Source organism: Vibrio sp. V01_P9A10T6 (assembly GCF_963877065.1).
GTDB lineage: Bacteria > Pseudomonadota > Gammaproteobacteria > Enterobacterales > Vibrionaceae > Vibrio > Vibrio anguillarum.
The window spans coordinates 20,086-44,289 of the sequence record NZ_CAWNTB010000044.1 but is presented as its reverse complement, the minus strand read 5'-3'; the positions used below and the strand labels follow the sequence as shown (position 1 = coordinate 44,289).

Annotated in this window: 21 protein-coding genes, 14 tRNA genes and 1 pseudogene; 16 read left to right on the top strand and 20 right to left on the bottom strand. The window is 45.1% G+C overall.

Annotated elements, in window-relative coordinates:
* Positions 1-262, bottom strand: a pseudogene (locus tag AACQ21_RS02855) (flagellar basal body P-ring formation chaperone FlgA); the annotation flags it as partial.
* A 77-nt stretch (positions 263-339) separates the two neighbouring features.
* On the opposite strand from AACQ21_RS02855, the gene AACQ21_RS02850 reads away from it, so the two are divergent.
* From AACQ21_RS02850 to AACQ21_RS02780, 15 genes are all read left to right on the top strand, one after another.
* Entirely contained in the window at positions 340-1,266 is a 927-nt protein-coding gene (locus tag AACQ21_RS02850) for a chemotaxis protein CheV (RefSeq protein ID WP_013856249.1), read from the top strand.
* 10 nt (positions 1,267-1,276) lie between these two features.
* On the top strand, positions 1,277-2,104 hold the full coding sequence (locus AACQ21_RS02845; RefSeq protein WP_013856250.1) for a protein-glutamate O-methyltransferase: 828 nt from the start codon (positions 1,277-1,279) through the stop codon (positions 2,102-2,104).
* Positions 2,105-2,369: 265 nt separating this feature from the next.
* Positions 2,370-2,765: a flagellar basal body rod protein FlgB gene (flgB, locus tag AACQ21_RS02840; RefSeq protein WP_013856251.1), complete on the top strand. Its 396-nt coding sequence runs from the start codon at positions 2,370-2,372 to the stop codon at positions 2,763-2,765.
* 4 nt (positions 2,766-2,769) lie between these two features.
* On the top strand, positions 2,770-3,186 hold the full coding sequence (gene flgC, locus AACQ21_RS02835) for a flagellar basal body rod protein FlgC (RefSeq protein ID WP_010319383.1): 417 nt from the start codon (positions 2,770-2,772) through the stop codon (positions 3,184-3,186).
* A 16-nt stretch (positions 3,187-3,202) separates the two neighbouring features.
* Positions 3,203-3,910 (top strand): flagellar hook assembly protein FlgD, encoded by a 708-nt coding sequence (gene flgD / locus AACQ21_RS02830; RefSeq protein ID WP_013856252.1) that lies wholly within the window; start codon positions 3,203-3,205, stop codon positions 3,908-3,910.
* Positions 3,911-3,953: 43 nt separating this feature from the next.
* A complete protein-coding gene (gene flgE, locus AACQ21_RS02825; protein WP_026027395.1) occupies positions 3,954-5,258 on the top strand; it encodes a flagellar hook protein FlgE in 1,305 nt (434 codons plus the stop codon).
* 197 nt (positions 5,259-5,455) lie between these two features.
* Positions 5,456-6,205, top strand: coding sequence for a flagellar basal-body rod protein FlgF (gene flgF / locus AACQ21_RS02820; protein WP_026027903.1), 750 nt, complete (start codon positions 5,456-5,458; stop codon positions 6,203-6,205).
* Positions 6,206-6,226: 21 nt separating this feature from the next.
* Positions 6,227-7,015 carry a flagellar basal-body rod protein FlgG gene (gene flgG, locus AACQ21_RS02815; protein WP_010319379.1) on the top strand — a complete coding sequence of 263 codons (789 nt, stop codon included), beginning with the start codon at positions 6,227-6,229 and terminating at the stop codon, positions 7,013-7,015.
* Positions 7,016-7,038: 23 nt separating this feature from the next.
* Positions 7,039-7,818, top strand: a complete 780-nt coding sequence (flgH, locus tag AACQ21_RS02810) for a flagellar basal body L-ring protein FlgH (RefSeq protein ID WP_017045947.1) — start codon at positions 7,039-7,041, stop codon at positions 7,816-7,818.
* Positions 7,819-7,865: 47 nt separating this feature from the next.
* A complete protein-coding gene (locus AACQ21_RS02805; RefSeq protein WP_013856256.1) occupies positions 7,866-8,957 on the top strand; it encodes a flagellar basal body P-ring protein FlgI in 1,092 nt (363 codons plus the stop codon).
* A gap of 9 nt (positions 8,958-8,966) precedes the next feature.
* Entirely contained in the window at positions 8,967-9,890 is a 924-nt protein-coding gene (gene flgJ, locus AACQ21_RS02800) for a flagellar assembly peptidoglycan hydrolase FlgJ (protein WP_013856257.1), read from the top strand.
* 142 nt (positions 9,891-10,032) lie between these two features.
* Positions 10,033-11,907, top strand: coding sequence for a flagellar hook-associated protein FlgK (gene flgK, locus AACQ21_RS02795; protein ID WP_017045945.1), 1,875 nt, complete (start codon positions 10,033-10,035; stop codon positions 11,905-11,907).
* A 10-nt stretch (positions 11,908-11,917) separates the two neighbouring features.
* Positions 11,918-13,111 carry a flagellar hook-associated protein FlgL gene (gene flgL / locus AACQ21_RS02790; protein ID WP_013856259.1) on the top strand — a complete coding sequence of 398 codons (1,194 nt, stop codon included), beginning with the start codon at positions 11,918-11,920 and terminating at the stop codon, positions 13,109-13,111.
* A 395-nt stretch (positions 13,112-13,506) separates the two neighbouring features.
* A complete protein-coding gene (locus AACQ21_RS02785) occupies positions 13,507-14,646 on the top strand; it encodes a flagellin (RefSeq protein ID WP_017045944.1) in 1,140 nt (379 codons plus the stop codon).
* Positions 14,647-15,152: 506 nt separating this feature from the next.
* Positions 15,153-16,286, top strand: coding sequence for a flagellin (locus AACQ21_RS02780; protein WP_026029038.1), 1,134 nt, complete (start codon positions 15,153-15,155; stop codon positions 16,284-16,286).
* A gap of 171 nt (positions 16,287-16,457) precedes the next feature.
* Here the strand turns inward: AACQ21_RS02780 and AACQ21_RS02775 are convergent.
* The 19 genes from AACQ21_RS02775 to lolB form a co-directional block, all read right to left on the bottom strand.
* Positions 16,458-16,542: transfer RNA gene (locus AACQ21_RS02775), tRNA-Leu, on the bottom strand.
* Positions 16,543-16,593: 51 nt separating this feature from the next.
* Positions 16,594-16,670, bottom strand: a tRNA-Met gene (locus tag AACQ21_RS02770).
* 19 nt (positions 16,671-16,689) lie between these two features.
* Positions 16,690-16,774: transfer RNA gene (locus AACQ21_RS02765), tRNA-Leu, on the bottom strand.
* An 80-nt stretch (positions 16,775-16,854) separates the two neighbouring features.
* A tRNA-Gln gene (locus tag AACQ21_RS02760) sits at positions 16,855-16,929 on the bottom strand.
* A 25-nt stretch (positions 16,930-16,954) separates the two neighbouring features.
* Positions 16,955-17,039, bottom strand: a tRNA-Leu gene (locus AACQ21_RS02755).
* Positions 17,040-17,102: 63 nt separating this feature from the next.
* Positions 17,103-17,177: transfer RNA gene (locus AACQ21_RS02750), tRNA-Gln, on the bottom strand.
* Positions 17,178-17,201: 24 nt separating this feature from the next.
* Positions 17,202-17,286: transfer RNA gene (locus AACQ21_RS02745), tRNA-Leu, on the bottom strand.
* A 19-nt stretch (positions 17,287-17,305) separates the two neighbouring features.
* Positions 17,306-17,390: transfer RNA gene (locus AACQ21_RS02740), tRNA-Leu, on the bottom strand.
* A 45-nt stretch (positions 17,391-17,435) separates the two neighbouring features.
* A tRNA-Met gene (locus tag AACQ21_RS02735) sits at positions 17,436-17,512 on the bottom strand.
* Between the two features lie 78 nt (positions 17,513-17,590).
* Positions 17,591-17,665, bottom strand: a tRNA-Gln gene (locus tag AACQ21_RS02730).
* 25 nt (positions 17,666-17,690) lie between these two features.
* Positions 17,691-17,775: transfer RNA gene (locus AACQ21_RS02725), tRNA-Leu, on the bottom strand.
* 81 nt (positions 17,776-17,856) lie between these two features.
* A tRNA-Gln gene (locus AACQ21_RS02720) sits at positions 17,857-17,931 on the bottom strand.
* A gap of 25 nt (positions 17,932-17,956) precedes the next feature.
* A tRNA-Leu gene (locus AACQ21_RS02715) sits at positions 17,957-18,041 on the bottom strand.
* A gap of 40 nt (positions 18,042-18,081) precedes the next feature.
* Positions 18,082-18,158 (bottom strand) — tRNA-Met (locus AACQ21_RS02710).
* A 282-nt stretch (positions 18,159-18,440) separates the two neighbouring features.
* The gene (gene ychF / locus AACQ21_RS02705; protein WP_013857965.1) at positions 18,441-19,532 is read right to left on the bottom strand and encodes a redox-regulated ATPase YchF; all 1,092 of its coding nucleotides are present in this window, start codon (positions 19,530-19,532) and stop codon (positions 18,441-18,443) included.
* Positions 19,533-19,542: 10 nt separating this feature from the next.
* On the bottom strand, positions 19,543-20,133 hold the full coding sequence (gene pth, locus AACQ21_RS02700; RefSeq protein ID WP_105977208.1) for an aminoacyl-tRNA hydrolase: 591 nt from the start codon (positions 20,131-20,133) through the stop codon (positions 19,543-19,545).
* 149 nt (positions 20,134-20,282) lie between these two features.
* Positions 20,283-21,227 (bottom strand): ribose-phosphate pyrophosphokinase, encoded by a 945-nt coding sequence (locus AACQ21_RS02695; protein WP_010320509.1) that lies wholly within the window; start codon positions 21,225-21,227, stop codon positions 20,283-20,285.
* A 29-nt stretch (positions 21,228-21,256) separates the two neighbouring features.
* Positions 21,257-22,129 (bottom strand): 4-(cytidine 5'-diphospho)-2-C-methyl-D-erythritol kinase, encoded by an 873-nt coding sequence (ispE, locus tag AACQ21_RS02690; RefSeq protein WP_019280893.1) that lies wholly within the window; start codon positions 22,127-22,129, stop codon positions 21,257-21,259.
* Entirely contained in the window at positions 22,126-22,758 is a 633-nt protein-coding gene (gene lolB / locus AACQ21_RS02685; protein ID WP_017045762.1) for a lipoprotein insertase outer membrane protein LolB, read from the bottom strand. The genes ispE and lolB overlap by 4 nt, the downstream gene beginning before the upstream one ends.
* Positions 22,759-22,919: 161 nt before the next feature.
* Between lolB and hemA the strand changes: the two genes are divergently transcribed.
* A complete protein-coding gene (hemA, locus tag AACQ21_RS02680) occupies positions 22,920-24,179 on the top strand; it encodes a glutamyl-tRNA reductase (protein WP_105977207.1) in 1,260 nt (419 codons plus the stop codon).
* Positions 24,180-24,204 lie beyond the last annotated feature (25 nt).

Sequence of the window (24,204 nt, the reverse complement as noted above, 5' to 3'; positions counted from 1 at the left end):
GTGTGGGGCAGTCGGTGGCATAAATTCGGTCATCAACATTTGCCGCTTTTACGTTTAACTCCCCGCTGGGAGGCCACTCAATAGTTTCTAAAACATGTTGTTCCGCAGCTTGTTGAATGGCTTCAACTTGCGGCAAAGTGGCAGAATGAAGAGAAAAATTAAAGAAAAACAATAAAAAGCCGATAGAGAGATAAAAATTTCTATAGAAAGCTCTACACTTAGTTATGGAAAGTAGATGTAAACATATTTTTGTATGCATCATTCTGTTTCTCTGGTTTCTTCATAGCCTGTAGTAGACTACCACTTTTTTGCATAAAAGTTTGAGATGGAGATGAGCTTATGACGGGTATTCTTGATTCTGTGAATCAGCGTACGCAACTCGTTGGTCAAAACCGATTAGAACTCTTAACGTTTCGTCTAATGGGACGGCAACGTTATGGTATCAACGTATTTAAAGTTAAAGAGGTGCTCCAGTGCCCGAAGTTAACTTTGATGCCCAATTTACATCGCCTAGTCAAAGGTGTTGCTCATATTCGTGGTCAAACCGTTTCTGTCATTGATTTGAGTTTGGCCGTGGGTGGACGTCCCACAGCGGACCTTGATAAGTGTTTTGTGGTCATTGCTGAATTCAACCGATCTATCCAAGCTTTCTTGGTCAGCTCGGTGGATCGAATTGTAAACATGCACTGGGAAGCCATTCTTCCTCCACCAGATGGCTCAGGCAAAGATAACTACTTAACCGCAGTCACCAATATTGATAACGAATTGGTGGAAATTCTCGATGTAGAGAAAATTTTGGCAGAGATTTCTCCGGTTAATGAGACAATGGATTCATCGATTGGTGAATCGATCGCCCAAGTAGAAACAGAAAAAGAGATCATCCGTCGAATTTTAATTGCCGATGACTCAACCGTTGCGCGTAAACAGGTTCAAAGAGCAGTAGAATCAATAGGTTTTGAAGTCGTTGCGGTTAAAGATGGTAAAGAAGCGTATGAAAAATTGATCGAGATGGCAGCAGAAGGGCCAATTTACAATCAAATATCTTTAGTGATCTCTGATATTGAAATGCCTGAAATGGACGGCTATACATTAACAGCAGAGATACGTAGAAATTCAGATTTGAAAGATCTATACGTTATTCTTCACTCTTCACTGAGCGGCGTTTTTAACCAAGCCATGGTTGAGCGAGTGGGTGCAAACTCATTCATTGCTAAATTCAACCCTGATGAGCTTGGGAATGCGGTGAAAGCTGCACTAGTTAACTAAAGAGAAATTAATGACTGCTATAACTATAAGCGATCAAGAATATCGCGATTTCAGCCGTTTTTTGGAATCTCAGTGCGGGATTGTACTTGGAGATAGCAAACAGTACTTAGTGAGAAGTCGCTTAAGTCCACTGGTTGCTAAATTCAAGTTAACCTCTCTTTCTGACTTGTTACGTGATGTGGTTACGGGGCGAAACCGTGAGCTACGAGTTGCAGCGGTCGATGCCATGACCACCAACGAAACACTGTGGTTCCGTGATGCTTATCCATTCACCGTTTTAGCGGAACGTCTATTACCCGAGGTCGCTGCAAATAAACGCCCTATAAAAATTTGGTCAGCGGCAAGCTCTTCAGGTCAAGAGCCTTACTCAATGGCGATGACGGTGCTGGAAACTCAACAGCGCAAGCCGGGTATGTTGCCGAGCGTAGCCATCACCGCGACGGATATTTCTGCCAGCATGCTGGATATGTGTAAAGCGGGGATCTATGACAATTTAGCACTTGGCAGAGGGTTATCACCGGAGCGTCGTAAAATCTTTTTTGAGGATGCTGGTGATGGCCGAATGAAAATCAAAGATAACGTTAAGCGTTTAGTTAACTTCCGTCCTCAGAACTTAATGGAGAGCTATGCCTTATTGGGTAAATTCGATATTATTTTCTGTCGTAACGTTTTGATTTATTTCTCACCTGATATGAAGTCGAAAGTATTAAATCAAATGGCTAGTAGCTTAAACCCCGGTGGCTACTTATTGCTCGGCGCATCGGAGTCACTGACAGGATTGACCGATAAGTTTGAAATGGTTCGTTGTAACCCTGGCATCATTTATAAACTCAAATAGCCACATTCTTACGTTGAGTTACTTGCTTACTTTTAGTTACTTGCCCAGCTTTGGCTGGGCTTTTTCTTTCCCTTAATTTCGTTTTGATTGGTGAGATTTACTGAAGTTGTGGGCGACAAGTGGATAAAGCGGCGTATATTTTGCTTACATTTCGACGGATTCTTATTTAGATAAAATTGTTGTAAACACGGTTCGTTTTTTAAGTTGGTACGTTAATTGCTTTTAATATGAGTAGTAACAGTCAGTTTTTAGTGTAGAGGCAAACATGGCTATTTCTTTTGATAACGCATTAGGTATTCACCAACACACGGTTGGTGTACGTGAGCGCAATGCTGAGGTGATTTCCACCAATATTGCACAGGCGAACACACCGGGCTTTAAAGCAAAAGGAATGGACTTTCAAAAAGCATTGCAGGCGGCAAGTTCAGGGGCAAGCATTGGTCTTAGCCGTACGGATGGTCGGCATATATCTGCCTCCACGAAAGTAACTGGCGAGAGTCTCTATCGAATTCCGACTCAACCTGATACGGGTGATGGCAACACGGTGGACGTAGATTTAGAGCGTAACTTGTTTATGCAAAACCAGATCAGACACCAAGCCTCACTGGACTTCTTAGGAAGTAAATTCAAGAACTTAACGAAAGCAATCAAAGGGGAATAAGTAGATGAGCTTATTTAATGTGTTCAATGTGACTGGTTCTGCAATGAGTGCTGAATCTGTTCGTCTAAATACGACCTCAAGTAACTTAGCCAATGCGGATAGTGTGAGTAGTTCGGCGAAAGATACTTACAAAGCGCGTCACGCGGTGTTTGGTGCAGAGTTAAGTAAAGCGCGTTATAACCGTGATCATAATGTACCTGTAAAAGTATTAGGTATTGTTGAAAGCGATAAACCGCTTAACGCAGAATATAACCCAGATCACCCACTTGCTAATGATGAAGGCTATATTTACAAGCCTAATGTCAATGTGATGGAAGAGATGGCTAACATGATTTCGGCTTCTCGTTCTTATCAAACGAACGTGCAGGTGGCTGATGCAAGTAAACAAATGCTGCTGCGCACGCTGCAGATGGGTCAATAGGATAAGGAGGTAGCGTATGGCCGGAATAAATAACATTGGTCAAAGCGGCTTGTCTTATATTGACCAGCTGAAAAGTCTTCAAGACCAAAAGAAAACAGAAGAGACTACGGGGAAGCAAGATCTTAAACAAGAAGACTTCCTATCGTTACTCACCAAACAACTGGCTCAGCAAGATCCTTTTAAACCGGTCAGTAATGATCAGATGATCGCCCAAATGGCGTCATTTGCCACAGTTGATGGTATCGGCAAAATGAACACTCAGTTTGAGAGTCTCAACTCGTCGATGACATCCAACCAAGCTCTACAGGCTTCATCACTGGTTGGCCGTGATGTGTTAGTACCGGGAGCGGCAGGGATCAAAAAAGAGGGTGCTGGGATGGCTGCGATGGTCAAACTTCCTCAAAGTTTAGAGAACTTGTTTGTCCGAATAGAGAATGAAGCTGGACAATTGGTTCGTACCTTTGATGTCGGGGCTAAATCAGCCGGTGATAATCGCGTTGAATGGGACGGTAACGATCAAAACGGTAATCCATTGCCGGGCGGCAAATACCAAGTGAAAGCTTCGGGTTTGCTCGATGGAGAAAGCAAGGAGTTTGCGGTATCGACTTACGCAAACGTCAATAGCGTTCTGCTGGGTAAAGGTGATGGTAACGTACTGCTCAATCTGGCTGGATTTACATCGCCAGTTAAACTTGCTGAAGTACTAGAAGTTGGCAAAGCGTAACTCTTTATAGAGTAGATATGCTAGCTAGATAGGAGATTTTGGAATGTCGTATATATCATTAAGCGGTTTATCCGCAGCTCAGTTAGATCTGAACACCACCAGTAACAACATTGCTAACGCGAATACCTTTGGTTTTAAAGAGTCGCGAGCTGAGTTTGGTGATGTTTACTCAACCTCATTGTTTACCAACTCCAAAACGACTCCTGGTCAAGGTGTTCAGGCGAACAAAGTGGCACAACAATTCCACGAAGGTTCCAGTATTTATACTAATAACCCGATGGACTTGCGCGTTGCGGGAACGGGGTTCTTTGCGGTTGCGAAAGATAAGCTGACGCCTCAACAAAATGAGTTGACCAGAAATGGTGCTTTCCACCTCGATAAAAATGATTACATGGTAACGTCAAATGACGAGTTTTTGCTTGGCTATGATGTTAACCCTGATACTGGTGATGTTCTTTCGTATGAGCCAAAACCTATCAATATTCCTGCTCAGTTTGGTAAACCTAAACAGACAGCCAATGTTGAACTTGGCGCGAACTTGCCAGCTAATGGCAAGTTAAAAGACCCAACCTTATTTGATATTACTGATCCTGAGACGTACAACCGTACCACCTCATCTACGATCTACGATTCGATGGGTCAGCCTTATAAGTTGACATCCTATTACCTCAAAGATCAGACGCAAGCTAACACATGGCAAACCTATTACACCGTGACGGATAAAACTGGTGAGAAACCAATCAATGTAGTTGGTGGTGATGCTACTACGCCGACGGGTCATATTGGGCATACCATGAAGTTTAATAATGATGGTACGCTAGCCAGCATGAATAATGGTCAGCAAATTGTAACCGAGCCTTTAGGTTTGGGGGCAAACCCAGTTGAACTCAACGGTGCTGATGCCAACCAAACATTGTCGTTCAGTCTCGATTCGGCTACGCAATTTGCCGCTCCATTTGAGTTGACTAAATTTGTACAAGATGGTGCAACCACGGGCTTTTTGACGAAGATCGATTTCGATGAAAATGGCAGTGTGCTAGCCACTTACTCAAATGGTCAAAATACCATTCTAGGACGTGTGGGGCTTGTCCGCGTAGCCAATGAACAAGGCTTAGATAAAAAAGGCGGTACGCAGTGGGATTCGACTCAATTCTCCGGTGATAAAATTTGGGGTGAATCAAACAAAGGCTCATTTGGTACCATCAGCAATGGTGTTATTGAACAATCCAACATTGATATGACTCAAGAGCTGGTGGATCTTATCTCTGCTCAGCGCAACTTCCAAGCGAACTCGCGTGCGCTTGAAGTTCACAACCAGCTACAACAAAACATACTGCAGATCCGTTAATTCCTTTAACGTCATCAATGGCAATACCAAGTTAGCGGCAATGTTAGCTTGGTATTGTTGCCATCTGTTTGCGGCAATCTTCGTTATATCCTCCCTATTTTTTGTGCAATTACATTTAACCTATTGATTTTTAGTTTAAATATAAGTTGGCACGTCAATTGCTTTTAATGATCGAACGATGATTATTGGAGCAGATTATGGATCGCGCACTGTTTCTCGCCATGAGTGGCGCAAAGCAAAACATGCAAGCCATGCAATTAAGAGCGAACAATTTAGCAAACGTCAGTACCACGGGGTTCCGTGCTGATTTGGCGCAAGCTCGCTCAATGCAAGCTTATGGCGAAGGGTTACCGAGCCGCGTGTTTAGCATGACAGAACGTCCGGGACATAATTTTGCGCAAGGCAGTGTCATTACCACAGGGCGCGATCTCGATATCACCATTCAAGGTGACGGTTGGATTTCCATGATGGATAAAACCGGCAAAGAGGGGTTAACCCGCAGTGGCAACCTAAGCATTGACCAAAATGGCATGCTCATAAATGGTAGCGGCCATCTAGTGCTAGATGGAACGGGCGCGCCAATCACTCTACCTATTCCATTGAGTAAAGTAGAAATCGGTAATGACGGTACTATTTCCGTTCGTCCGCAAGGCGCTCCAGCCGATGCGATGGAAGTGGTAGGCCGAATTAAACTGGTTCGACCCAATAATCAATCCCTATACAAAGATACGAATGGTTTATTTCGTGCTAAAGATCCTAATGCAGCATTCGAAGCAGATGCTAGCGTAAAGCTATTAAAAGGTGCGCTGGAAGGCAGTAATGTCAATGCGGTGGGTGAGATGACTAGCTTGATTGAGCTACAACGTCAATTTGAAATGCAAGTCAAAATGATGAGCACCGCAGAAGAGATGGACAAATCGTCCGACTCATTACTTCGTATGAGCTGATAAGCGTTAAAGGAGATTACTATGCAACCTGCATTATGGGTAAGTAAAACCGGGCTTGATGCCCAACAAACCAATATTGCCACTATCTCAAACAACCTAGCGAACGCCTCGACTATTGGTTTTAAAAAGGGTCGTGCGGTATTTGAAGATCTGTTTTATCAAAATATTAATCAACCGGGCGGTCAATCTTCGCAAAATACCAAACTGCCAAGCGGTTTGATGCTTGGTGCGGGTTCTAAAGTCGTGGCAACACAAAAAGTGCATACCCACGGCAACGTACAAACCACGACCAATAGCCTCGATATGATGATTGAAGGTGACGGCTTTTTCCAAATCCTGATGCCAGATGGCAATATCGCTTATAGCCGAAATGGTCAATTTACCCTCAACGACGAAGGGGCGATAGTGACGTCCGGTGCTGGATATAATTTAGAGCCGGAAATTGTTATTCCACCTGATGCAATCTCTATTACTGTGGGTAATGATGGTGAAGTGTCCGTCAGGCTTCGTGGTCAGCAAAATAACCAAGTGGTTGGACAAATTACCACGGTTGATTTTATCAACCCAGGCGGTCTAGAGCCGATTGGTCAAAACTTGTATCTACCGACCGGTGCTAGTGGTGATCCACAAGAAGGGGTGCCAGGGCTTGACGGCCTCGGTGATGTTCGTCAATCCATGCTTGAAACCTCTAACGTGAACGTCACAGAAGAGTTGGTCAACATGATTGAAGCGCAACGCGTTTACGAAATGAACTCAAAAGTCATCTCAGCAGTCGATAAGATGATGAGTTTTGTGAACCAACAACTCTAATCATTAACTAAGAGAATGCTGCGATGAAACGTCTATTGAGTCTTGTATTGGTTACTGCTTTGTCTGGTTGCTCGTTAATGCCGCCACCCGTCGATACTCCTGAAGTGGTTCAAGGTACAACCGTGGTGGACGCGGTTGAAGGGGATAAGTCTGCAGAAGAAGGTTCTGGTTTACTGGACTCAATGCGTAAGCGTTCCGATCCCGTAGCCGGTGATCCCGCTTGGGCCCCCATTCATCCAAAACAGAAACCAGAACATTATGCCGCGGAAACCGGTTCACTGTTTAATTTGGCACAAATGAACAGTCTTTATGATGATTCAAAACCGCGTGGCATTGGCGATATTATTACCGTCAATCTTGATGAAAGTACTAAAGCGGCCAAGAGTGCTGATGCGGATCTATCCAAATCCAATGATGCGTCTATGGACCCACTCGCTGTCGGCGGTAAAGATCTCACCGTGGGTGATTACAATTTCTCTTATGCGTTGAAAAATGACAACAAGTTCAATGGCAGTTCTGCAGCCAACCAAAGTAACAGTATTTCTGGTTCGATCACGGTTGAAGTGATTGAAGTACTCGCCAACGGCAACTTAGTCATCCGTGGTGAAAAATGGCTCACACTGAACACTGGCGATGAATACATTCGCTTAAGCGGTACCATTCGTCCCGATGATATCGACTTTGACAACACCATTGCTTCTACTCGTATTTCTAATGCACGCATCCAATATTCAGGTACAGGCACCAATCAAGATATGCAAGAACCTGGATTCTTGGCACGATTCTTTAATGTCTCTCTGTAACGCCGGAGTTCTGGCGTAAAGAAACGTAGAAATTAAGGTACTAGACCATGAAAAAATTCACCCTGCTTGTTTTAAGTCTGTTGCTCATCGCAACCCATGCACAAGCGGCCCGTATCAAAGATGTCTCTCAAGTTGCGGGCGTGCGGAGTAACCAATTAGTGGGTTATGGTCTAGTCACTGGGCTACCGGGAACGGGCGAATCGACACCGTTCACCGACCAAAGTTTTAACGCCATGTTGCAAAATTTCGGCATTCAATTGCCGCCGGGCACTAAACCGAAAACAAAGAACGTTGCCGCCGTGATTGTGACGGCCGAATTGCCGGCGTTTTCCAAGCAAGGTCAAAGTGTCGATGTCACCGTTTCTTCGATCGGCTCTGCTAAAAGTTTACGTGGCGGCACTCTAATGCAAACCTTCCTTAAGGGGTTGGATGGTCAAATTTACGCCGTGGCCCAAGGTAATTTAGTGGTCAGTGGTTTTAGTGCCACCGGTGCTGATGGTTCTAAAATTGTCGGCAATAACCCAACGGTTGGCCTGATTTCAGGCGGCGCTATGGTGGAACGCGAAGTACCAACACCTTTTAGCCGTGGCGATTTTATTACCTTCAATTTGCTTGAATCTGACTTCACCACAGCGCAACGTATGGCAGATGCAGTGAATAACTTCTTAGGCCCAGAGATGGCGACCGCGGTTGATGCAACGTCAGTACGTATCCGTGCACCGCGAGATGTAGGGCAGCGCGTCGCGTTTCTTTCTGCAATCGAAAATGTTGAGTTTGATCCAGCGGATGGCTCAGCCAAAATTATCGTTAATTCACGAACGGGAACTATTGTTGTCGGCCAGCATGTGCGCTTAAAACCTGCTGCGGTGACGCACGGTGGTATGACTGTTGCCATTAAAGAGAATTTGAATGTCAGTCAGCCCAATGCGTTAGCGGGTGGTCAGACAGCTGTGGTGCCTAATAGCCAAATAGAAGTGTCTGAAGCACAAGGTAAAATGTTTAAATTTGAACCGGGTTTGACCTTGGATGATTTAGTGCGCGCGGTCAACGAAGTGGGAGCAGCTCCTTCAGATTTGATGGCGATTTTGCAAGCATTGAAACAAGCTGGCGCGATTGAAGGCCAACTGATCATTATCTAGGAGAGGAAGATGATTAATAATCCCAATGATATTGGCTTTATTCATGATATTGCTAGCTTAGATAAGCTACGTCAGCAAGCAAAAACCGGTGATAAAGAAGGCGAGTCAGCGGCGCTCAAGGCCGCAGCCAAACAGTTTGAAGCGATTTTTACCTCAATGTTGTTCAAATCGATGCGAGACGCCAATGCCGATTTTAAATCTGAGATGTTCAACAGCCAAAACGAAGATTTCTATCGACAAATGCTTGATGAACAAATGTCGAGCGAGCTCAGTGCCTCCGGTTCTTTAGGGCTTGCCGATATGATTGTGGCGCAGCTCAGTCAGGCTAACGGCACCTCGAAAAACGATCCAGCAATAACCGACCCGACGCAAGATGGTTTCCAAGAAGCCATGCGCCGTATCGAACGCAGTAACAACCGCCGCCTCTCAACGCAAGAAACGATCGAACCTAGCAAGGTCGAATCGAGTCGATTTGATTCGCCGCAAGCGTTTGTGGCTTCAATGAAACCTTATGCTGAAAAAGCAGCTCGGGCATTAGGTGTTGACTCTTCACTGCTACTTGCTCAAGCGGCATTAGAAACCGGATGGGGACAAAAAGTTGTTCAAAATGCTCGTGGTAGCAGTAATAACTTATTCAACATCAAAGCGGATAAAAGTTGGTTAGGTGAGAAAGTGGCGACGCAAACTCTTGAATATCATGATAATACACCCGTGATGGAAAAAGCTGCGTTCCGTTCTTATGGAAATTATCAAGACAGTTTTAATGACTATGTTCGTTTTCTCAATGACAATCCGCGCTACACCGTGGCGCTGAACCATAATGGCAGCGATGAATCTTTCATTCGTGGCCTGCACGCTGCTGGTTACGCGACAGACCCGTACTATGCTGAAAAAGTGCTGAGAGTAAAATCTCAAATTGAAGCAATGGAATAACCCCTCTAAAGCCAGCCTTGCTGGCTTTTATCTTTCCTTTATTTTGTCTAATCTCTTCTTTGAAACTCCTTTGGCATACATATTGCAATTATTAACTTAGATATTCAGTAACCACTGATTTGATTAGGTTTTCGGGGGCAGTATGGCGTCGGATCTTCTGAATCTAGGTACCCAAAGTGTACTTACCGCTCAGAGACAACTCAGCACCACAGGTCATAACATTTCTAATGTTAATACAGAAGGTTACAGCCGTCAGTCTGTGATCCAAGGGACCAATACACCTCGCCAATACGGTGGTGAAACCTACGGTATGGGCGTACATGTGGAAAAAGTTCGCCGCTCATGGGATCAATTTGCCGTTAATGAATTAAACCTATCTACCACCAGCTTTTCCTTTAAGCGTGACGACGAAGAAAATTTAGACATGCTTTCAAAGTTATTGTCGTCAGTGGCCTCGAAAAAAATCCCTGAAAACTTAAACGAATGGTTTGATGCGATTAAAACCCTCGCCGACAGCCCGAATGATGTAGGTGCGCGTAAAGTTGTACTTGAGAAAGCGGATCTGATCACTCAAAACATGAATGATTTTCACGAAAATATTCGCCGCCAATCTGATGCGACCAACAAAGGGCTAGATGTTGCCGTTGAGCGTATTAACCAATTGGCGCTTGAGCTGCGAGATTTACAACGCTTAATGATGCGTACTCCTGGTCCTCACAATGACTTAATGGACCAGCATGAAAAATTGGTGGCTGAGTTGTCTGAATACACCAAGGTCACCGTGACGCCACGTAAAAATGCTGAAGGGTTTAACATCCATATCGGGAGCGGGCACACGCTCGTCTCAGGTACAGAAGCCAGCCAAATGAAGATGGTTGATGGTTATCCTGATGTGAGTCAGCGCCGCTTGGCCATGATTGAAGGCAAAGGGATCAAGACCATTACCACTGAGGATATTGGCGGTAAGTTAAGTGCGCTGTTTACGATGCGAGATAAGCACATTCCTTACCTAATGGATGAACTTGGCCGCATGGCAACATCTTTCTCTTATGAAGTTAACAAATTGCAATCACAAGGCTTGGACTTACGTGGCAATGTAGGAAGAGCGTTGTTTACGGATGTGAACTCTGAAGTCAATGCCCGCTCGCGAGCGATCATCGCTGGCAATTCAAAAGCCGATATGGCGGTCTATATCGAAGATACTTCAGCGTTGAAAAGTGGTGAATACTCCCTACAGTACAACGGCAGCAATTATACCGTATTAAAGCCAACGGGCGAGCGGGTTAACGTTCCGGTCGTTGGCAGCAGTTTATTTTTAGATGGAATGCGAGTTGAGATTCGCAACGCCCCTCAAGCAGGGGAGCGCATATTGCTGCGTCCAACGCGTAATGGTGCCGCTATTATGAAAATGGCGACCAACGATCCGACAGCCATTGCCGCACAAAGTTATGAAGCCTCCACCACTTTTGCCCAAGGGCAGGCAAAATTTAATATTTTATCGGCAGGTGGGTTGCGTGAATTTGAAGTGGTGATCTCACCAACGGGCGATCAATTTGCGGTCACGGATACCAAAGGCAACGTGCTGCTAGAACCACAGGCCTACCCACCATCGAATTCGATTACTGTGCTTGGTACAACGTTTGAATTGACGGCTGGCGCGCTACCCAATGATAAATTTACGGCAAACCTTGTCCCCTCAGAAGGTGATAACGGCAATTTACGTAAGATGCAGCAAATTCAAACGGAGAAAAAACTCAACGACGGTGAAACGACCGTGCTCGGGGTTTATCACGATCTCAATACGGATTTTGGTTTGCAGCTGGCCACCGCGTCACGCTTAAGTGACGTGGCCAGGCTTGAAAAAGAGTCAGCGCAGGAGCGCATTGCGTCCATTTCCGGAGTCAACCTTGATGAGGAAGCCGCGAACATGATGAAGTTCCAACAAGCTTATATGGCTTCCTCACGCATCATGCAGGTGGCTAATGATACTTTCAACACGATTTTGCAGCTGAGATAGGAGGCGATAAATGTTAACCAGAATATCGAGCTTCCATAACTATCAATCGGTGCAAAACGATATGCGCCGTCAAGAATCAAAGATCCATCATAACCAAGCGCAGCTAGCGTCGGGTAAGAAGTTGCTTTCGGCCAGTGATAGCCCATTAGCCACTCATTACATCCAAAAAGTAGGGCAGCAAGAAGAGCAATTACGCCAATATCTTGATGCAATCGTGCTGGTTCGAAACCGCTTAGAGCATCAAGAAGTAATCATTGCCAATGCGGAAAGCTCGACCGATGAGGCAAAGCGTACTGTTATGGAAATGATTAACGGTTCATTCTCTCCAGAAGATAGAGAAGCGAAAGCGCGTGAGCTGCAAGAGATGTTCAACAACTTAATTGAACTAGCAAATACGCAAGATGAGTCTGGTAACTACATGTTTGCCGGCACCAAGCCGAAGAATCAGCCATTTTTTAGAGATAATGCCAGTAACGTGACTTATTCCGGCGATGATTATCAGCGCAAAATGCGTATCTCCAACAGCTTAGAGATCCCGTTCAATAATCCGGGTAATAAAGTGTTTATGGAGATTGATAACCCGTTTGGTAACTACGAACCAAACTATCAATTAAACGAAGGTTCAGAGTTACTGCTCGAGCGTGCAACCAATTTAGACTCGAATGATACATCACGCTATACCGTGACGTTTGTTGATATGGCTAACGGCAAATATGGTTACCAATTAGAGAAAGATGGCAGCGTGGTACAGGCCGATGAGTTTGATCCACAAAAAGGCATTCGATATCAAGATCTGACGGTGCACGTAAAAGGGCAAATCTCGAAAGGTGATGTGTTAAGCCTAGAGCCGCGTTCAACCTTTACCTTATTTGATAGCTATAAAGACGCGATTGAGCTCTCGCAAGGCTCCGTATCGGATGCGTCGACGACAGCGAAACTGCATCAAATTACGGAAGAGTTTCATGCCGCCTTTATTCATCTCAATAAAGTGCGTACTGATGTCGGTGCACGCTTGAGCACTTTAGATATTCAACAAGAACAGCATGAAGATTTCAAAATCAGTTTAGCGAAATCAAAAAGTAACTTTGAAGATCTCGATTACGCAGAAGCGGTGATTGAATTTAATGAGAATTCACGTGCGTTGCAGGCTTCACAACTGGCTTTTGGTAAAACGAAAGATTTGACCCTTTTCAACTATATCTAATCTTCAATGCCTTATGTGCTAAGCCATATGCGCGAAGAGTGGAATGTGTTGAAAAATTGGCCTGGAAATTGCTCATCTATTATCGAGAGATAAAGAGGCAATAGAGCGGCAAACGAAAGTGGCAACTCTGTTGCTAACGAGAAAAAACTGGATGCTCACTCACAAAGATAGAATGAATGAATTTCTTCTAAGTGATTAAAAAACAAAGAATATTAATTTTAATATCAGATGTTTTAAAAGTTGGCATACTAATTGAATTGTCTATATCAGAGTTGATACAACAAGTTTTTAAATCGGCAAATAGCGGATTTAGCAAGTTCACGGTCAGTGCTTCCAAATGAGAGTAAAGCTGGCCGCTTCGCAAAAAGCTTGCGAACTCACTAGGAGAGCAAACTATGACCATTACAGTAAATACTAACGTCTCAGCAATGACTGCTCAGCGTTACCTTAATAAAGCGACGGGTGAATTAAATACCTCGATGGAACGTTTATCATCAGGTAATAAAATCAACAGCGCTAAAGATGATGCGGCAGGCTTACAAATTTCAAACCGCTTAACCGCTCAGTCTCGTGGCCTAGATGTGGCAATGCGTAATGCCAACGACGGTATTTCGATTGCTCAGACCGCGGAAGGGGCAATGAATGAGTCGACCAGTATCTTGCAACGTATGCGTGATCTTGCTCTTCAATCAGCAAACGGCACCAACTCGGCGTCAGAACGACAAGCTTTGGATGAAGAGTCGACCGCATTGCAAGATGAGTTAAACCGTATTGCAGAAACGACCTCATTCGGTGGACGTAAACTGCTCAACGGCTCGTTTGGTGAAGCATCATTCCAGATTGGTGCGAGCTCAGGTGAGGCGATCATTATGGGGCTTACCAGCATACGTGCTGATGACTTCCGTATGGGCGGCCAATCGTTCCTTGCAGAGCAAGGAAAGGACAAGGATTGGGGAGTGCCAGCGGGCGCGCGTGATTTGAAATTTGAATTCACCACCCAGGCAGGTGAGCTTGTTACTCTCGATGTGTTAGCCAAAGATGGCGATGATATTGAAGAGCTAGCGACTTACATTAATGGTCAAACCGACAAGCTTAAAGCATCGGTTGATCAAGACGGTAAACTGCAAATTTTTGCCGCAGAACCGAATTTACAAGGTGACCTTGCCATCTCTGGTGGTTTGGCAACCGAACTTGGCCTAAACGGTGGGCCGGGCGTTAAGACGACGGTTCAAGATATTGATATCACCTCAGTTGGTGGTTCTCAAAATGCAGTGGGCGTTCTGGATGCTGCGTTGAGATATGTGGATTCACAACGGGCAGAGCTCGGTGCGAAGCAAAACCGTTTAAGCCATAGCATCAACAACTTGGCCAATATCCAAGAGAATGTTGAAGCATCCAACAGTCGAATTAAAGATACAGATTTTGCGAAAGAAACCACGCAAATGACGAAAGCACAGATTCTGCAACAAGCGGGTACCTCGATTCTCGCTCAAGCAAAACAGTTGCCAAATTCTGCAATGTCACTATTGCAGTAATGTTAGGACCCTTCATCCAACAGCTCAGACGTGGGTTAGGTGAAGGAATCCTTGGCAAAGTATGATTATGGCCGAATATAAAGCTCTCTCAAGATGTACCCTGCTTTATAGTCATAGATAATCATGCGCCCCGGTCAGTCGGTAATGTGTTCATTTCTCTGATCTCCACATTGGCTCTGGCTACCAACTAGCCCCGGTTCTCTCAAAGGAAAAGGGGCTTTTCTTTATCTATAACTTCTTGCTCTCATCAATGCTCCTCAATCGCCCGTGAAGCCGACCAATCACGTCAAATCTTTAATGCTATTTTTGTATTTCAGCCAGTTTTGCAGCGTTTATCCCACTTTTAATCGATATTGGTTATTTTTTACGAAATCGTCGTTTTCCCGTTAAAGGATTCCTAACCGCAGTCGCTAATAATAGTACTTTGAGAGAACTACTTGGTTTTCCGAGACGTCGGAAACCGTTTGTCTATGACGCTAAGTCGGAAAATCAATAGGAGAACCACTATGGCGGTTAATGTAAACACTAACGTTTCAGCTATGACAGCACAACGCTACCTAAACAGTGCTAGCAATGCGCAACAGTTATCAATGGAACGTTTATCATCAGGCTTCAAAATTAATAACGCAAAAGATGACGCAGCAGGTTTGCAAATCTCTAACCGTTTGAACGTTCAAAGCAGAGGCTTAGATGTTGCCGTGCGCAACGCAAATGATGGCATTTCAATTGCGCAGACAGCTGAAGGTGCAATGAACGAAACTACCAACATTTTGCAACGTATGCGTGACTTATCTCTACAATCGTCAAATGGTTCGAACTCGAAAGCCGACCGCGTAGCGATTCAAGAAGAGATCACCGCGCTGAATGACGAACTCAACCGTATTGCTGAAACTACATCGTTTGGTGGTAATAAGTTGCTCAATGGTACTTTTGAGACGAAATCATTCCAAATCGGTGCGGATAACGGTGAAGCGGTCATGCTAAGCCTAAATAATATGCGCAGCGACAACGCAATGATGGGTGGTAAGAGTTACCAAGCGGCAAATGGACAAGATAAAGATTGGACCGTTAAAGCGGGTGCTAATGACCTTACCATTACGTTGACTGACAAACGTACTGGCGAGCAAACCATCAACCTAAGTGCAAAAGATGGCGATGACATCGAAGAGTTGGCCACTTACATCAATGGTCAAACCGACATGTTAAAAGCTTCTGTTGACGATGAAGGCAAACTGCAAATCTTTACTGATAGCAACCGTATTGATGGCGTAGCAACCTTTGGTGGCAGCTTAGCGGGTGAACTGAGTTTCCAAGCGGCAAAAGATGTGACAGTCGATACCATTGATGTCACCTCTGTAGGTGGTTCGCAAGAATCAGTTGCCATTGTTGATGCGGCACTGCAATTTGTAGACAGCCATCGTGCTCAACTGGGTGCATTCCAAAACCGTTTCAACCATGCGATTAACAACTTAGATAACATCAACGAAAACGTAAATGCTTCTAAGAGCCGAATCAAAGACACTGATTTTGCGAAAGAAACCACTGCCTTGACTAAATCGCAGATCCTTTCTCAAGCATCAAGCTCAGTGTTGGCACAAGCTAAACAAGCGCCTAATGCTGCTCTTGGTTTGCTTGGTTAAGTCGTTAACTTTTAAATTAAAAATCCAGCTTCGGCTGGATTTTTTTATGCCTCACTTTTCACGTGATCAAAGAATGGATCTGAAAAATGAATCAACGGTTAAACGGGAGGAAAGGATATATTGTTATGAGGCTAATAAAACAAAACCCAGCCTAAGCTGGGTTTGAATTGATGGTGCGGAAGGAGAGACTTGAACTCTCACACCTTGCGGCGCCAGAACCTAAATCTGGTGCGTCTACCAATTTCGCCACTTCCGCAACTTGTACTGTAGATAGATTGACATTGGTTATTCAAACTATCGTTGTAAATGGTGGCTACGACGGGATTCGAACCTGTGACCCCATCATTATGAGTGATGTGCTCTAACCAACTGAGCTACGTAGCCATTTGACAATCTTAAATCATGGTGCGGAAAGAGAGACTTGAACTCTCACACCTTGCGGCGCCAGAACCTAAATCTGGTGCGTCTACCAATTTCGCCATTTCCGCAGCGTATTCTTTAAATAAACCGAATGTTATTGATTCAGCTTATCTTTTTACGGTCAGCTTATCGCTAATCCTACAAATAATGGCAGGGCTACCTGGATTCGAACCAGGGGATGGCGGCATCAAAAGCCGCTGCCTTACCGCTTGGCGATAGCCCTACAAGATGATTGCTCATCTAAATAATGGTGCGGAAGGAGAGACTTGAACTCTCACACCTTACGGCGCCAGAACCTAAATCTGGTGCGTCTACCAATTTCGCCACTTCCGCAATTTAATTTTTCGATTCAACGAATCTTTTTCACAACAAGCGCTTGGCTTATCGTGTCAATAATGGCAGGGCTACCTGGATTCGAACCAGGGAATGGCGGCATCAAAAGCCGCTGCCTTACCGCTTGGCGATAGCCCTACACGATGATTGCTCATCTAAATATGGTGCGGAAAGAGAGACTTGAACTCTCACACCTTGCGGCGCCAGAACCTAAATCTGGTGCGTCTACCAATTTCGCCATTTCCGCAAATTTTTAGTTATCGAGATGGTGCGGAAGGAGAGACTTGAACTCTCACACCTTACGGCGCCAGAACCTAAATCTGGTGCGTCTACCAATTTCGCCACTTCCGCAGCTCGATATCTATGTGTTGCCAACTTTTGCTAACAACTAAATTATGGTGGCTACGACGGGATTTGAACCTGTGACCCCATCATTATGAGTGATGTGCTCTAACCAGCTGAGCTACGTAGCCATCTTTTTGAGCGAGACAATATAATACAATCCACACTCATGTGCCAATGGTTTTTTAAACACTGACCCATTTGAATAATGGCAGGGCTACCTGGATTCGAACCAGGGGATGGCGGCATCAAAAGCCGCTGCCTTACCGCTTGGCGATAGCCCTACAAGATGATTGCTCATCCAAATAATGGTGCGGAAGGAGAGACTTGAACTCTCACACCTTGCGGCGCCAGAACCTAAATCTGGTGCGTCTACCAATTTCGCCACTTCCGCAACTTAACCTGTAGATTCAGTGAATATTGGTATTCATTGAATCGTTGTTATGACCAGTTTATTCGCTAGTCATCTCAATATTGGCAGGGCTACCTGGATTCGAACCAGGGGATGGCGGCATCAAAAGCCGCTGCCTTACCGCTTGGCGATAGCCCTACAAGATGATTGCTCATCTAAATAATGGTGCGGAAAGAGAGACTTGAACTCTCACACCTTGCGGCGCCAGAACCTAAATCTGGTGCGTCTACCAATTTCGCCATTTCCGCAACTTTCCTAAATATTTTTATAAGAAAAACACTTAGGAAATGGTGGCTACGACGGGATTCGAACCTGTGACCCCATCATTATGAGTGATGTGCTCTAACCAACTGAGCTACGTAGCCATTTTTATTCTCTCTTTAAGTTTGCCTTAATGTCGAGAACGGAGCGCATTATGCGGATATGGCTCTAGAGCGTCAATAGTTTTTTTGAATAAATTCTTTGAAACCAACCGTTCGAACTTTTTTTGAACAAAGAGACGTGTTTGTGATCAAAAACGGTTAATAAATCATTAAGCTTATTGATTTTTCCTTGCTTGTCGCTAAGGTTGATTTTGAGAAAAAAACAAAAAAGCCAACAGAATCTGTCGGCTTTAATGGTGTATTAATAGCTGATTAACGAGTTATTTACACGTTGAAGCGGAAGTGGATAACATCGCCATCTTTTACGATGTATTCTTTACCTTCCAAGCGCCATTTGCCCGCTTCTTTGGCTCCATTTTCGCCGCGATATTGAATGAAATCATCATAACCCACAACTTCAGCGCGAATGAAACCACGTTCAAAGTCGGTATGGATTTTACCCGCCGCTTGCGGAGCCGTCGCACCGACCGGAATCGTCCAGGCACGCACTTCTTTTACGCCTGCGGTGAAGTAGGTTTGTAGCGTTAGCAGTTCGTAACCGGTACGAATCACGCGGTTTAGACCGGGTTCTTCAATGCCTAAATCGGCTAAAAACTCGGCGCGATCTTCTTCTTCAAGTTCAGATAGTTCAGCTTCAATGGCTGCGCAAACAGCAACCACAGAATTGTTCTCTTTTTCTGCAAACTCTCTGACAGCATCAAGGTACGGGTTATTTTCAAAGCCATCTTCGCTCACGTTGGCGATATACATGGTCGGTTTCAACGTTAAGAAGTTGAGATAATCTACGGCGGCTAGCTCTTCTTTTGAGAGTTCAACCGTGCGAGCCATACCACCTTCCGTTAATACAGGGAGTAGCTTCTCTAATACGGTGATTTCAAATTTAGCGTCTTTATCGCCACCTTTGGCACGTTTTGCTTGACGTTGAATGGCGCGTTCACAGCTATCAAGGTCGGCAAGGGCAAGCTCTAGATTGATTACTTCAATATCTTCAATTGGCGATACTTTGCCTGCTACGTGAACGATATTTTCGTTCTCGAAGCAGCGAACAACGTGACCAATCGCATCTGTTTCACGGATATTTGCAAGGAATTTGTTGCCTAAACCTTCACCTTTTGACGCGCCAGCCACTAGGCCTGCGATATCGACAAATTCCATTGTCGTCGGAAGGATACGTTGAGGGTTTACAATTTCTGCTAACGCATCGAGACGAAGGTCTGGAACAGGAACCACACCCGTGTTTGGTTCGATAGTGCAAAACGGGAAGTTTGCTGCTTCGATGCCCGCTTTAGTTAGTGCATTAAATAATGTTGATTTACCCACATTTGGTAAACCCACGATGCCACATTTAAAACCCATGACTGTAACCTTATTCAGCTTTGAACGTATGTAAGCGATTTTGTGCTTTAGTTAGACCATCTTTTAGTAAAATGTCGAAGCAACGAACCGATTCGTTAACCGCGGCATCTAGGCACTCTTGCTCTTTGGCGGGTGCTTTACCTAAAACATAGCCTGCTACTTTATCTTTGTGCCCCGGATGGCCGATACCAATCCGCAGGCGGTAGAATTCTTTGTTATTGCCGAGTTTGCTGATGGTGTCTTTAAGGCCATTATGCCCGCCATGACCACCGCCCATTTTGAACTTAGCGACCCCGGGAGGTAAGTCTAGTTCATCATGTGCCACCATGATCTCTTCTGGTTTTATCTGGTAAAACTTGGCGATGGCCGCCACGGCTTTACCGGATAAATTCATAAAAGTTGTTGGGATCAATAAACGCAGATCTTCACCATTAACCACGATACGTCCGGTGAAACCGAAGAATTTGGCTTCGTTTTTCAAGGTGACGTTATGAACTCGGGCTAATTCTTCTACTACCCAAGCGCCGGCATTGTGCCTCGTTTTGGCGTATTCAGGACCAGGATTCGCTAGCCCGACAAGAAGTTTGATTGGTTGGCTCAAGGTTAGGATCTCTTTGCAATATCAAAAGCGCGGTATGATAGCACACAAAAGGGAAAGGGTGCGAGGCGCTAAAATAACAAAGGAAAAAGCACCTCATTTTTCAATGAAGTGCTTTAAAAGTATTTAAAAATCAGTAAATAAACTGAGTTTTAATTAAACATGGCAGAAATAGACTCTTCGTTGCTAATGCGACGAATCGCTTCAGCAAGCATGCTAGACAAGGTTAATTGTGTCACTTTGCCGGTTGCCGCCATCTCTTTAGATAGGGTGATCGAGTCTGTGACGATAACTTGGTCTAGTACTGAGTTTTTGATATTTTTCGCTGCGTTACCTGAGAATACCGCGTGCGTTGCGTAAGCAAACACACGTTTTGCACCACGTTCTTTCAACGCTTCAGCGGCTTTACACAAAGTGCCGCCAGTGTCGATCATGTCATCCACGATCACACAATCGCGACCATCAACATCGCCAATCAGGTTCATAACTTCAGACACGTTGGCGCGTGGACGACGTTTATCAACGATTGCGATGTCGATATCACCTAATGCTTTTGCAGTCGCACGAGCACGAACCACGCCACCAAGGTCAGGTGAAACCACAACAGGATCTTCTAACCCACGCGCTTTCATATCTTCAAGCAACACTGGCGTACCAAAGATGTTATCTACTGGGACGTCAAAGAAGCCTTGGATTTGTTCTGCGTGAAGGTCGATGGTCAAAACGCGGTCAACACCAACGTTTGAAAGGAAATCTGCAACAACTTTTGCAGTAATCGGTACACGAGCAGAGCGCACTCGGCGGTCTTGACGGGCATAACCAAAATATGGGATGACAGCAGTAATACGGCCTGCTGAAGCACGGCGCATTGCATCAATCATCACTACTAATTCCATTAAGTTGTCATTAGTAGGAGCACAAGTAGATTGAATAATAAATACATCGCTACCACGAACATTTTCGTTGATTTGCACTGCAACTTCACCGTCGGAGAAACGAGAAACAGTAGCATCACCAAGAGAGATGTATAGACGTTCAGCAATACGTTGGGCTAGTTCAGGTGTGGCGTTACCAGCAAATAGCTTCATATCAGGCACGGTGGAAACCTCAGGGTTGCGTCCAGTTTTTAAATAGGTCGGGTGTTGGCGAATTGGTATTCAGCCAGAGTCTTTTTCAGTGGCGAAATGTTACACCCTAAGGCGACAAACGCGAAGACTGTGTCAGGGAGCTTGGCAAGGACAGCTTCCGCTTCTACTTTGCTAGAAAATTCGGCAAAAACGCAAGATCCCGTCCCAGTCAATCTTGACGGCGCGTATTGTAGCAGCCATGAAAGTTGCTTATCAACCTCTGGGTACAGCATTCGGACAATTTTTTCGCAATCGTTTTCGTAAGGGTGTTCGAGAAGCGTTGCTAGCGCTCGTTTTGGCGTGTTCCTTATCAATTGGGGATGAGTGAAAATATCTTTCGTTGCAATGCTCACATTAGGCCGAACCACCAAATACCATTTTTGCTTTGGTTCGGTTTGGGTCAGTTTTTCACCTACGCCTTCAGCAAATGCGGCAAAGCCATGGACAAAAACGGGAACATCCGCCCCGAGTGTTAAACCGAGCGTAGCGAGTTCTTGCTGTGATAAATTGGTTTGCCATAAGTAGTTCAGTGCAACAAGCACGGTTGCAGCATTGGAAGAGCCGCCACCGATGCCACCGCCCATTGGCAAAACTTTATTTAATTCAATGCTCGCGCCATAGCGGCATCCACTTGCCTTTTGTAAGGCGATGGCCGCTTTCCAAATCAAGTTGTCTTGTAGCGCAACGCCAGCAATGGCTGGTGTGAGAGTTATTTCGCCAGACTGATTGGCGGTAATGGTTAACTCATCACCAAAATCGAGAAATTGAAACAGTGTCTGTAATTCATGATATCCGTCGGCTCTTTGCCCGGTGATGTACAGAAACAGGTTGAGCTTAGCGGGTGATGGCCAGTGGGTTGGGGTGCAAATCATGGCGTTAGGGTCCACTTTGAAATGACGAGGTTTAATGAAACTTGATCTTGAGTCAGCTTCAGTTTGGCCGGAAGTGGCACTGAAGTGGAAGAAGCGGATGTTGAGACGAAGGGATAAGCTTGGTAGTTCAAATATTCCAAGTGCCAGCGGCTAAGCCCTAGCTGTTTATCTAACGATGCCAACAAATTATTTTGATTCAATTGAAAACCATCCGCCTCGGTTGGCAGCCCAAGCAGCCAATCTTGTAGCTGCTCAATGGGGATCGATAACCCAGTTAACTCGTAAACTAAAGCATCCGCATTCTGCGCATCGATAATTTGATCATCATACGTTTTGACCTGGGCGCCCTGAGGCGAGATGGAGAGATTTAAAACGGTCTGCCCTAAAAAGGTTGAGAGACGAAGCTGGCTATGGTCGGCGTTTTTTTGCCAATGAAAATTGAGGGATTGGCGCTGTTGTGGTGATATATAGCCGAGTTTTCCGCTGGCTTGGTACTCGCGGATCGTTTGCAATTGCTGTTGGTGTTGCTGCCAGCCGACGCTCTCGACCCTTGTTGAGGGTAAGTTTGTGCAACCAAAGAGTGTTAGCAGAGTGAGGAGAGTTAAAATCAGTCTATTCGCGCGTGTCATATCTGCCCATTATTTACACAGTGAAGGCCGTAAAAACGCCTCACTATATCATTGATATCACGAAGTCGGGAAAACAAATCCCTGTTGCCCTTTCATTAAAACAGGGCATCAAGTAAAATTCTGCTCCTATTTACATTTCCTGAACCGAGAAACCTCTATAGATGTCCTTGCTTGCTATTGGAATAAATCACAATACAGCGTCGGTAGAACTGCGAGAGAAAGTGGCGTTTGGTCCTGATAAATTATCAGAAGCCTTGCGACAACTTGCGTCCAGTTCCAGCGTTCAAGGTAGCGTTATTGTCTCTACCTGTAATCGCACGGAAATTTATTGTGATGTAAAATCATCGAGCAAAAGTAAGTTAATCGATTGGTTGTCTCAGTTCCATCATGTGAATCCTGAAGATCTTAAACCGAGTTTGTATGTACATGAAGAACAAGCCGCTATTCGTCATTTGATGCGAGTGGCTTGTGGGCTGGATTCACTGGTATTGGGTGAGCCGCAGATTTTAGGGCAGGTGAAACAAGCCTATGCGGATGCTCGCGAGCATAACGCGGCTGATTCAGCGATTGAAAAACTGTTTCAAAAAGCATTCTCGGTAGCTAAACGTGTGCGCACCGAAACCGAAATAGGCGGCAGTGCGGTGTCGGTGGCTTATGCTGCTTGTACGCTGGCAAAGCAGATCTTTGAATCACTCTCTGATTCAACGGTAATGTTGGTTGGAGCGGGTGAAACCATCGAACTGGTTGCGAAGCATTTAGCCAGCCATCGATGTAAACGCATGATAGTTGCCAACCGAACCCGCGAGCGAGCGATGGGGCTTGCACAGCAGTTTGGCGCTGAAGTGATTGCACTCAATGAGATACCTGACTATCTCGCCCACGCGGATATCGTCATCAGTTCCACCGCTAGCCCACTGCCGATTATTGGCAAAGGGATGGTAGAAAGTGCGATTAAAGTGCGTCGCCATCAACCCATGTTATTGATTGATATTGCCGTGCCTCGTGATATTGAATCGCAGGTCGGTGATTTAAACGATGCCTATCTGTATACGGTTGATGATCTTCAGTCGATTGTAGACAGCAATATGGAACAGCGTAAAGTTGAAGCCATTCAAGCTGAAGCGATTGTCAGTGAAGAGAGCGCAGCCTTTATGAGCTGGATGCGTTCCTTGCAAGCGGTAGACAGCATCCGAGAATACCGTCAATCGGCCAACGAAATTCGTCAAGAATTGCTCAGTAAAAGCTTGCAGGCACTGGCTGCAGGGGGCGATCCTGAAAAAGTGTTACTTGAGTTAAGTAACAAACTCACCAATCGATTGATCCACACACCAACCCGAGCATTGCAAAGCGCTGCCGAGTTAGGTGAACCGGCTAAATTGGCCGTGATTAGACAAAGTTTGGGTCTTGACGACCCTCGATAATATCCGTCACTCCGAATTAAAGAAG

Bases quoted from the DNA above. Each gene is read 5' to 3' on its own strand.
- AACQ21_RS02850 (WP_013856249.1), top strand. From the start codon at position 340: ATGACGGGTATTCTTGATTCTGTGAATCAGCGTACGCAACTCGTTGGT.
- AACQ21_RS02845 (WP_013856250.1), top strand. From the start codon at position 1,277: ATGACTGCTATAACTATAAGCGATCAAGAATATCGCGATTTCAGCCGT.
- flgB (WP_013856251.1), top strand. From the start codon at position 2,370: ATGGCTATTTCTTTTGATAACGCATTAGGTATTCACCAACACACGGTT.
- flgC (WP_010319383.1), top strand. From the start codon at position 2,770: ATGAGCTTATTTAATGTGTTCAATGTGACTGGTTCTGCAATGAGTGCT.
- flgD (WP_013856252.1), top strand. From the start codon at position 3,203: ATGGCCGGAATAAATAACATTGGTCAAAGCGGCTTGTCTTATATTGAC.
- flgE (WP_026027395.1), top strand. From the start codon at position 3,954: ATGTCGTATATATCATTAAGCGGTTTATCCGCAGCTCAGTTAGATCTG.
- flgF (WP_026027903.1), top strand. From the start codon at position 5,456: ATGGATCGCGCACTGTTTCTCGCCATGAGTGGCGCAAAGCAAAACATG.
- flgG (WP_010319379.1), top strand. From the start codon at position 6,227: ATGCAACCTGCATTATGGGTAAGTAAAACCGGGCTTGATGCCCAACAA.
- flgH (WP_017045947.1), top strand. From the start codon at position 7,039: ATGAAACGTCTATTGAGTCTTGTATTGGTTACTGCTTTGTCTGGTTGC.
- AACQ21_RS02805 (WP_013856256.1), top strand. From the start codon at position 7,866: ATGAAAAAATTCACCCTGCTTGTTTTAAGTCTGTTGCTCATCGCAACC.
- flgJ (WP_013856257.1), top strand. From the start codon at position 8,967: ATGATTAATAATCCCAATGATATTGGCTTTATTCATGATATTGCTAGC.
- flgK (WP_017045945.1), top strand. From the start codon at position 10,033: ATGGCGTCGGATCTTCTGAATCTAGGTACCCAAAGTGTACTTACCGCT.
- flgL (WP_013856259.1), top strand. From the start codon at position 11,918: ATGTTAACCAGAATATCGAGCTTCCATAACTATCAATCGGTGCAAAAC.
- AACQ21_RS02785 (WP_017045944.1), top strand. From the start codon at position 13,507: ATGACCATTACAGTAAATACTAACGTCTCAGCAATGACTGCTCAGCGT.
- AACQ21_RS02780 (WP_026029038.1), top strand. From the start codon at position 15,153: ATGGCGGTTAATGTAAACACTAACGTTTCAGCTATGACAGCACAACGC.
- ychF (WP_013857965.1), bottom strand. From the start codon at position 19,532: ATGGGTTTTAAATGTGGCATCGTGGGTTTACCAAATGTGGGTAAATCA.
- ispE (WP_019280893.1), bottom strand. From the start codon at position 22,129: ATGATTTGCACCCCAACCCACTGGCCATCACCCGCTAAGCTCAACCTG.
- lolB (WP_017045762.1), bottom strand. From the start codon at position 22,758: ATGACACGCGCGAATAGACTGATTTTAACTCTCCTCACTCTGCTAACA.
- hemA (WP_105977207.1), top strand. From the start codon at position 22,920: ATGTCCTTGCTTGCTATTGGAATAAATCACAATACAGCGTCGGTAGAA.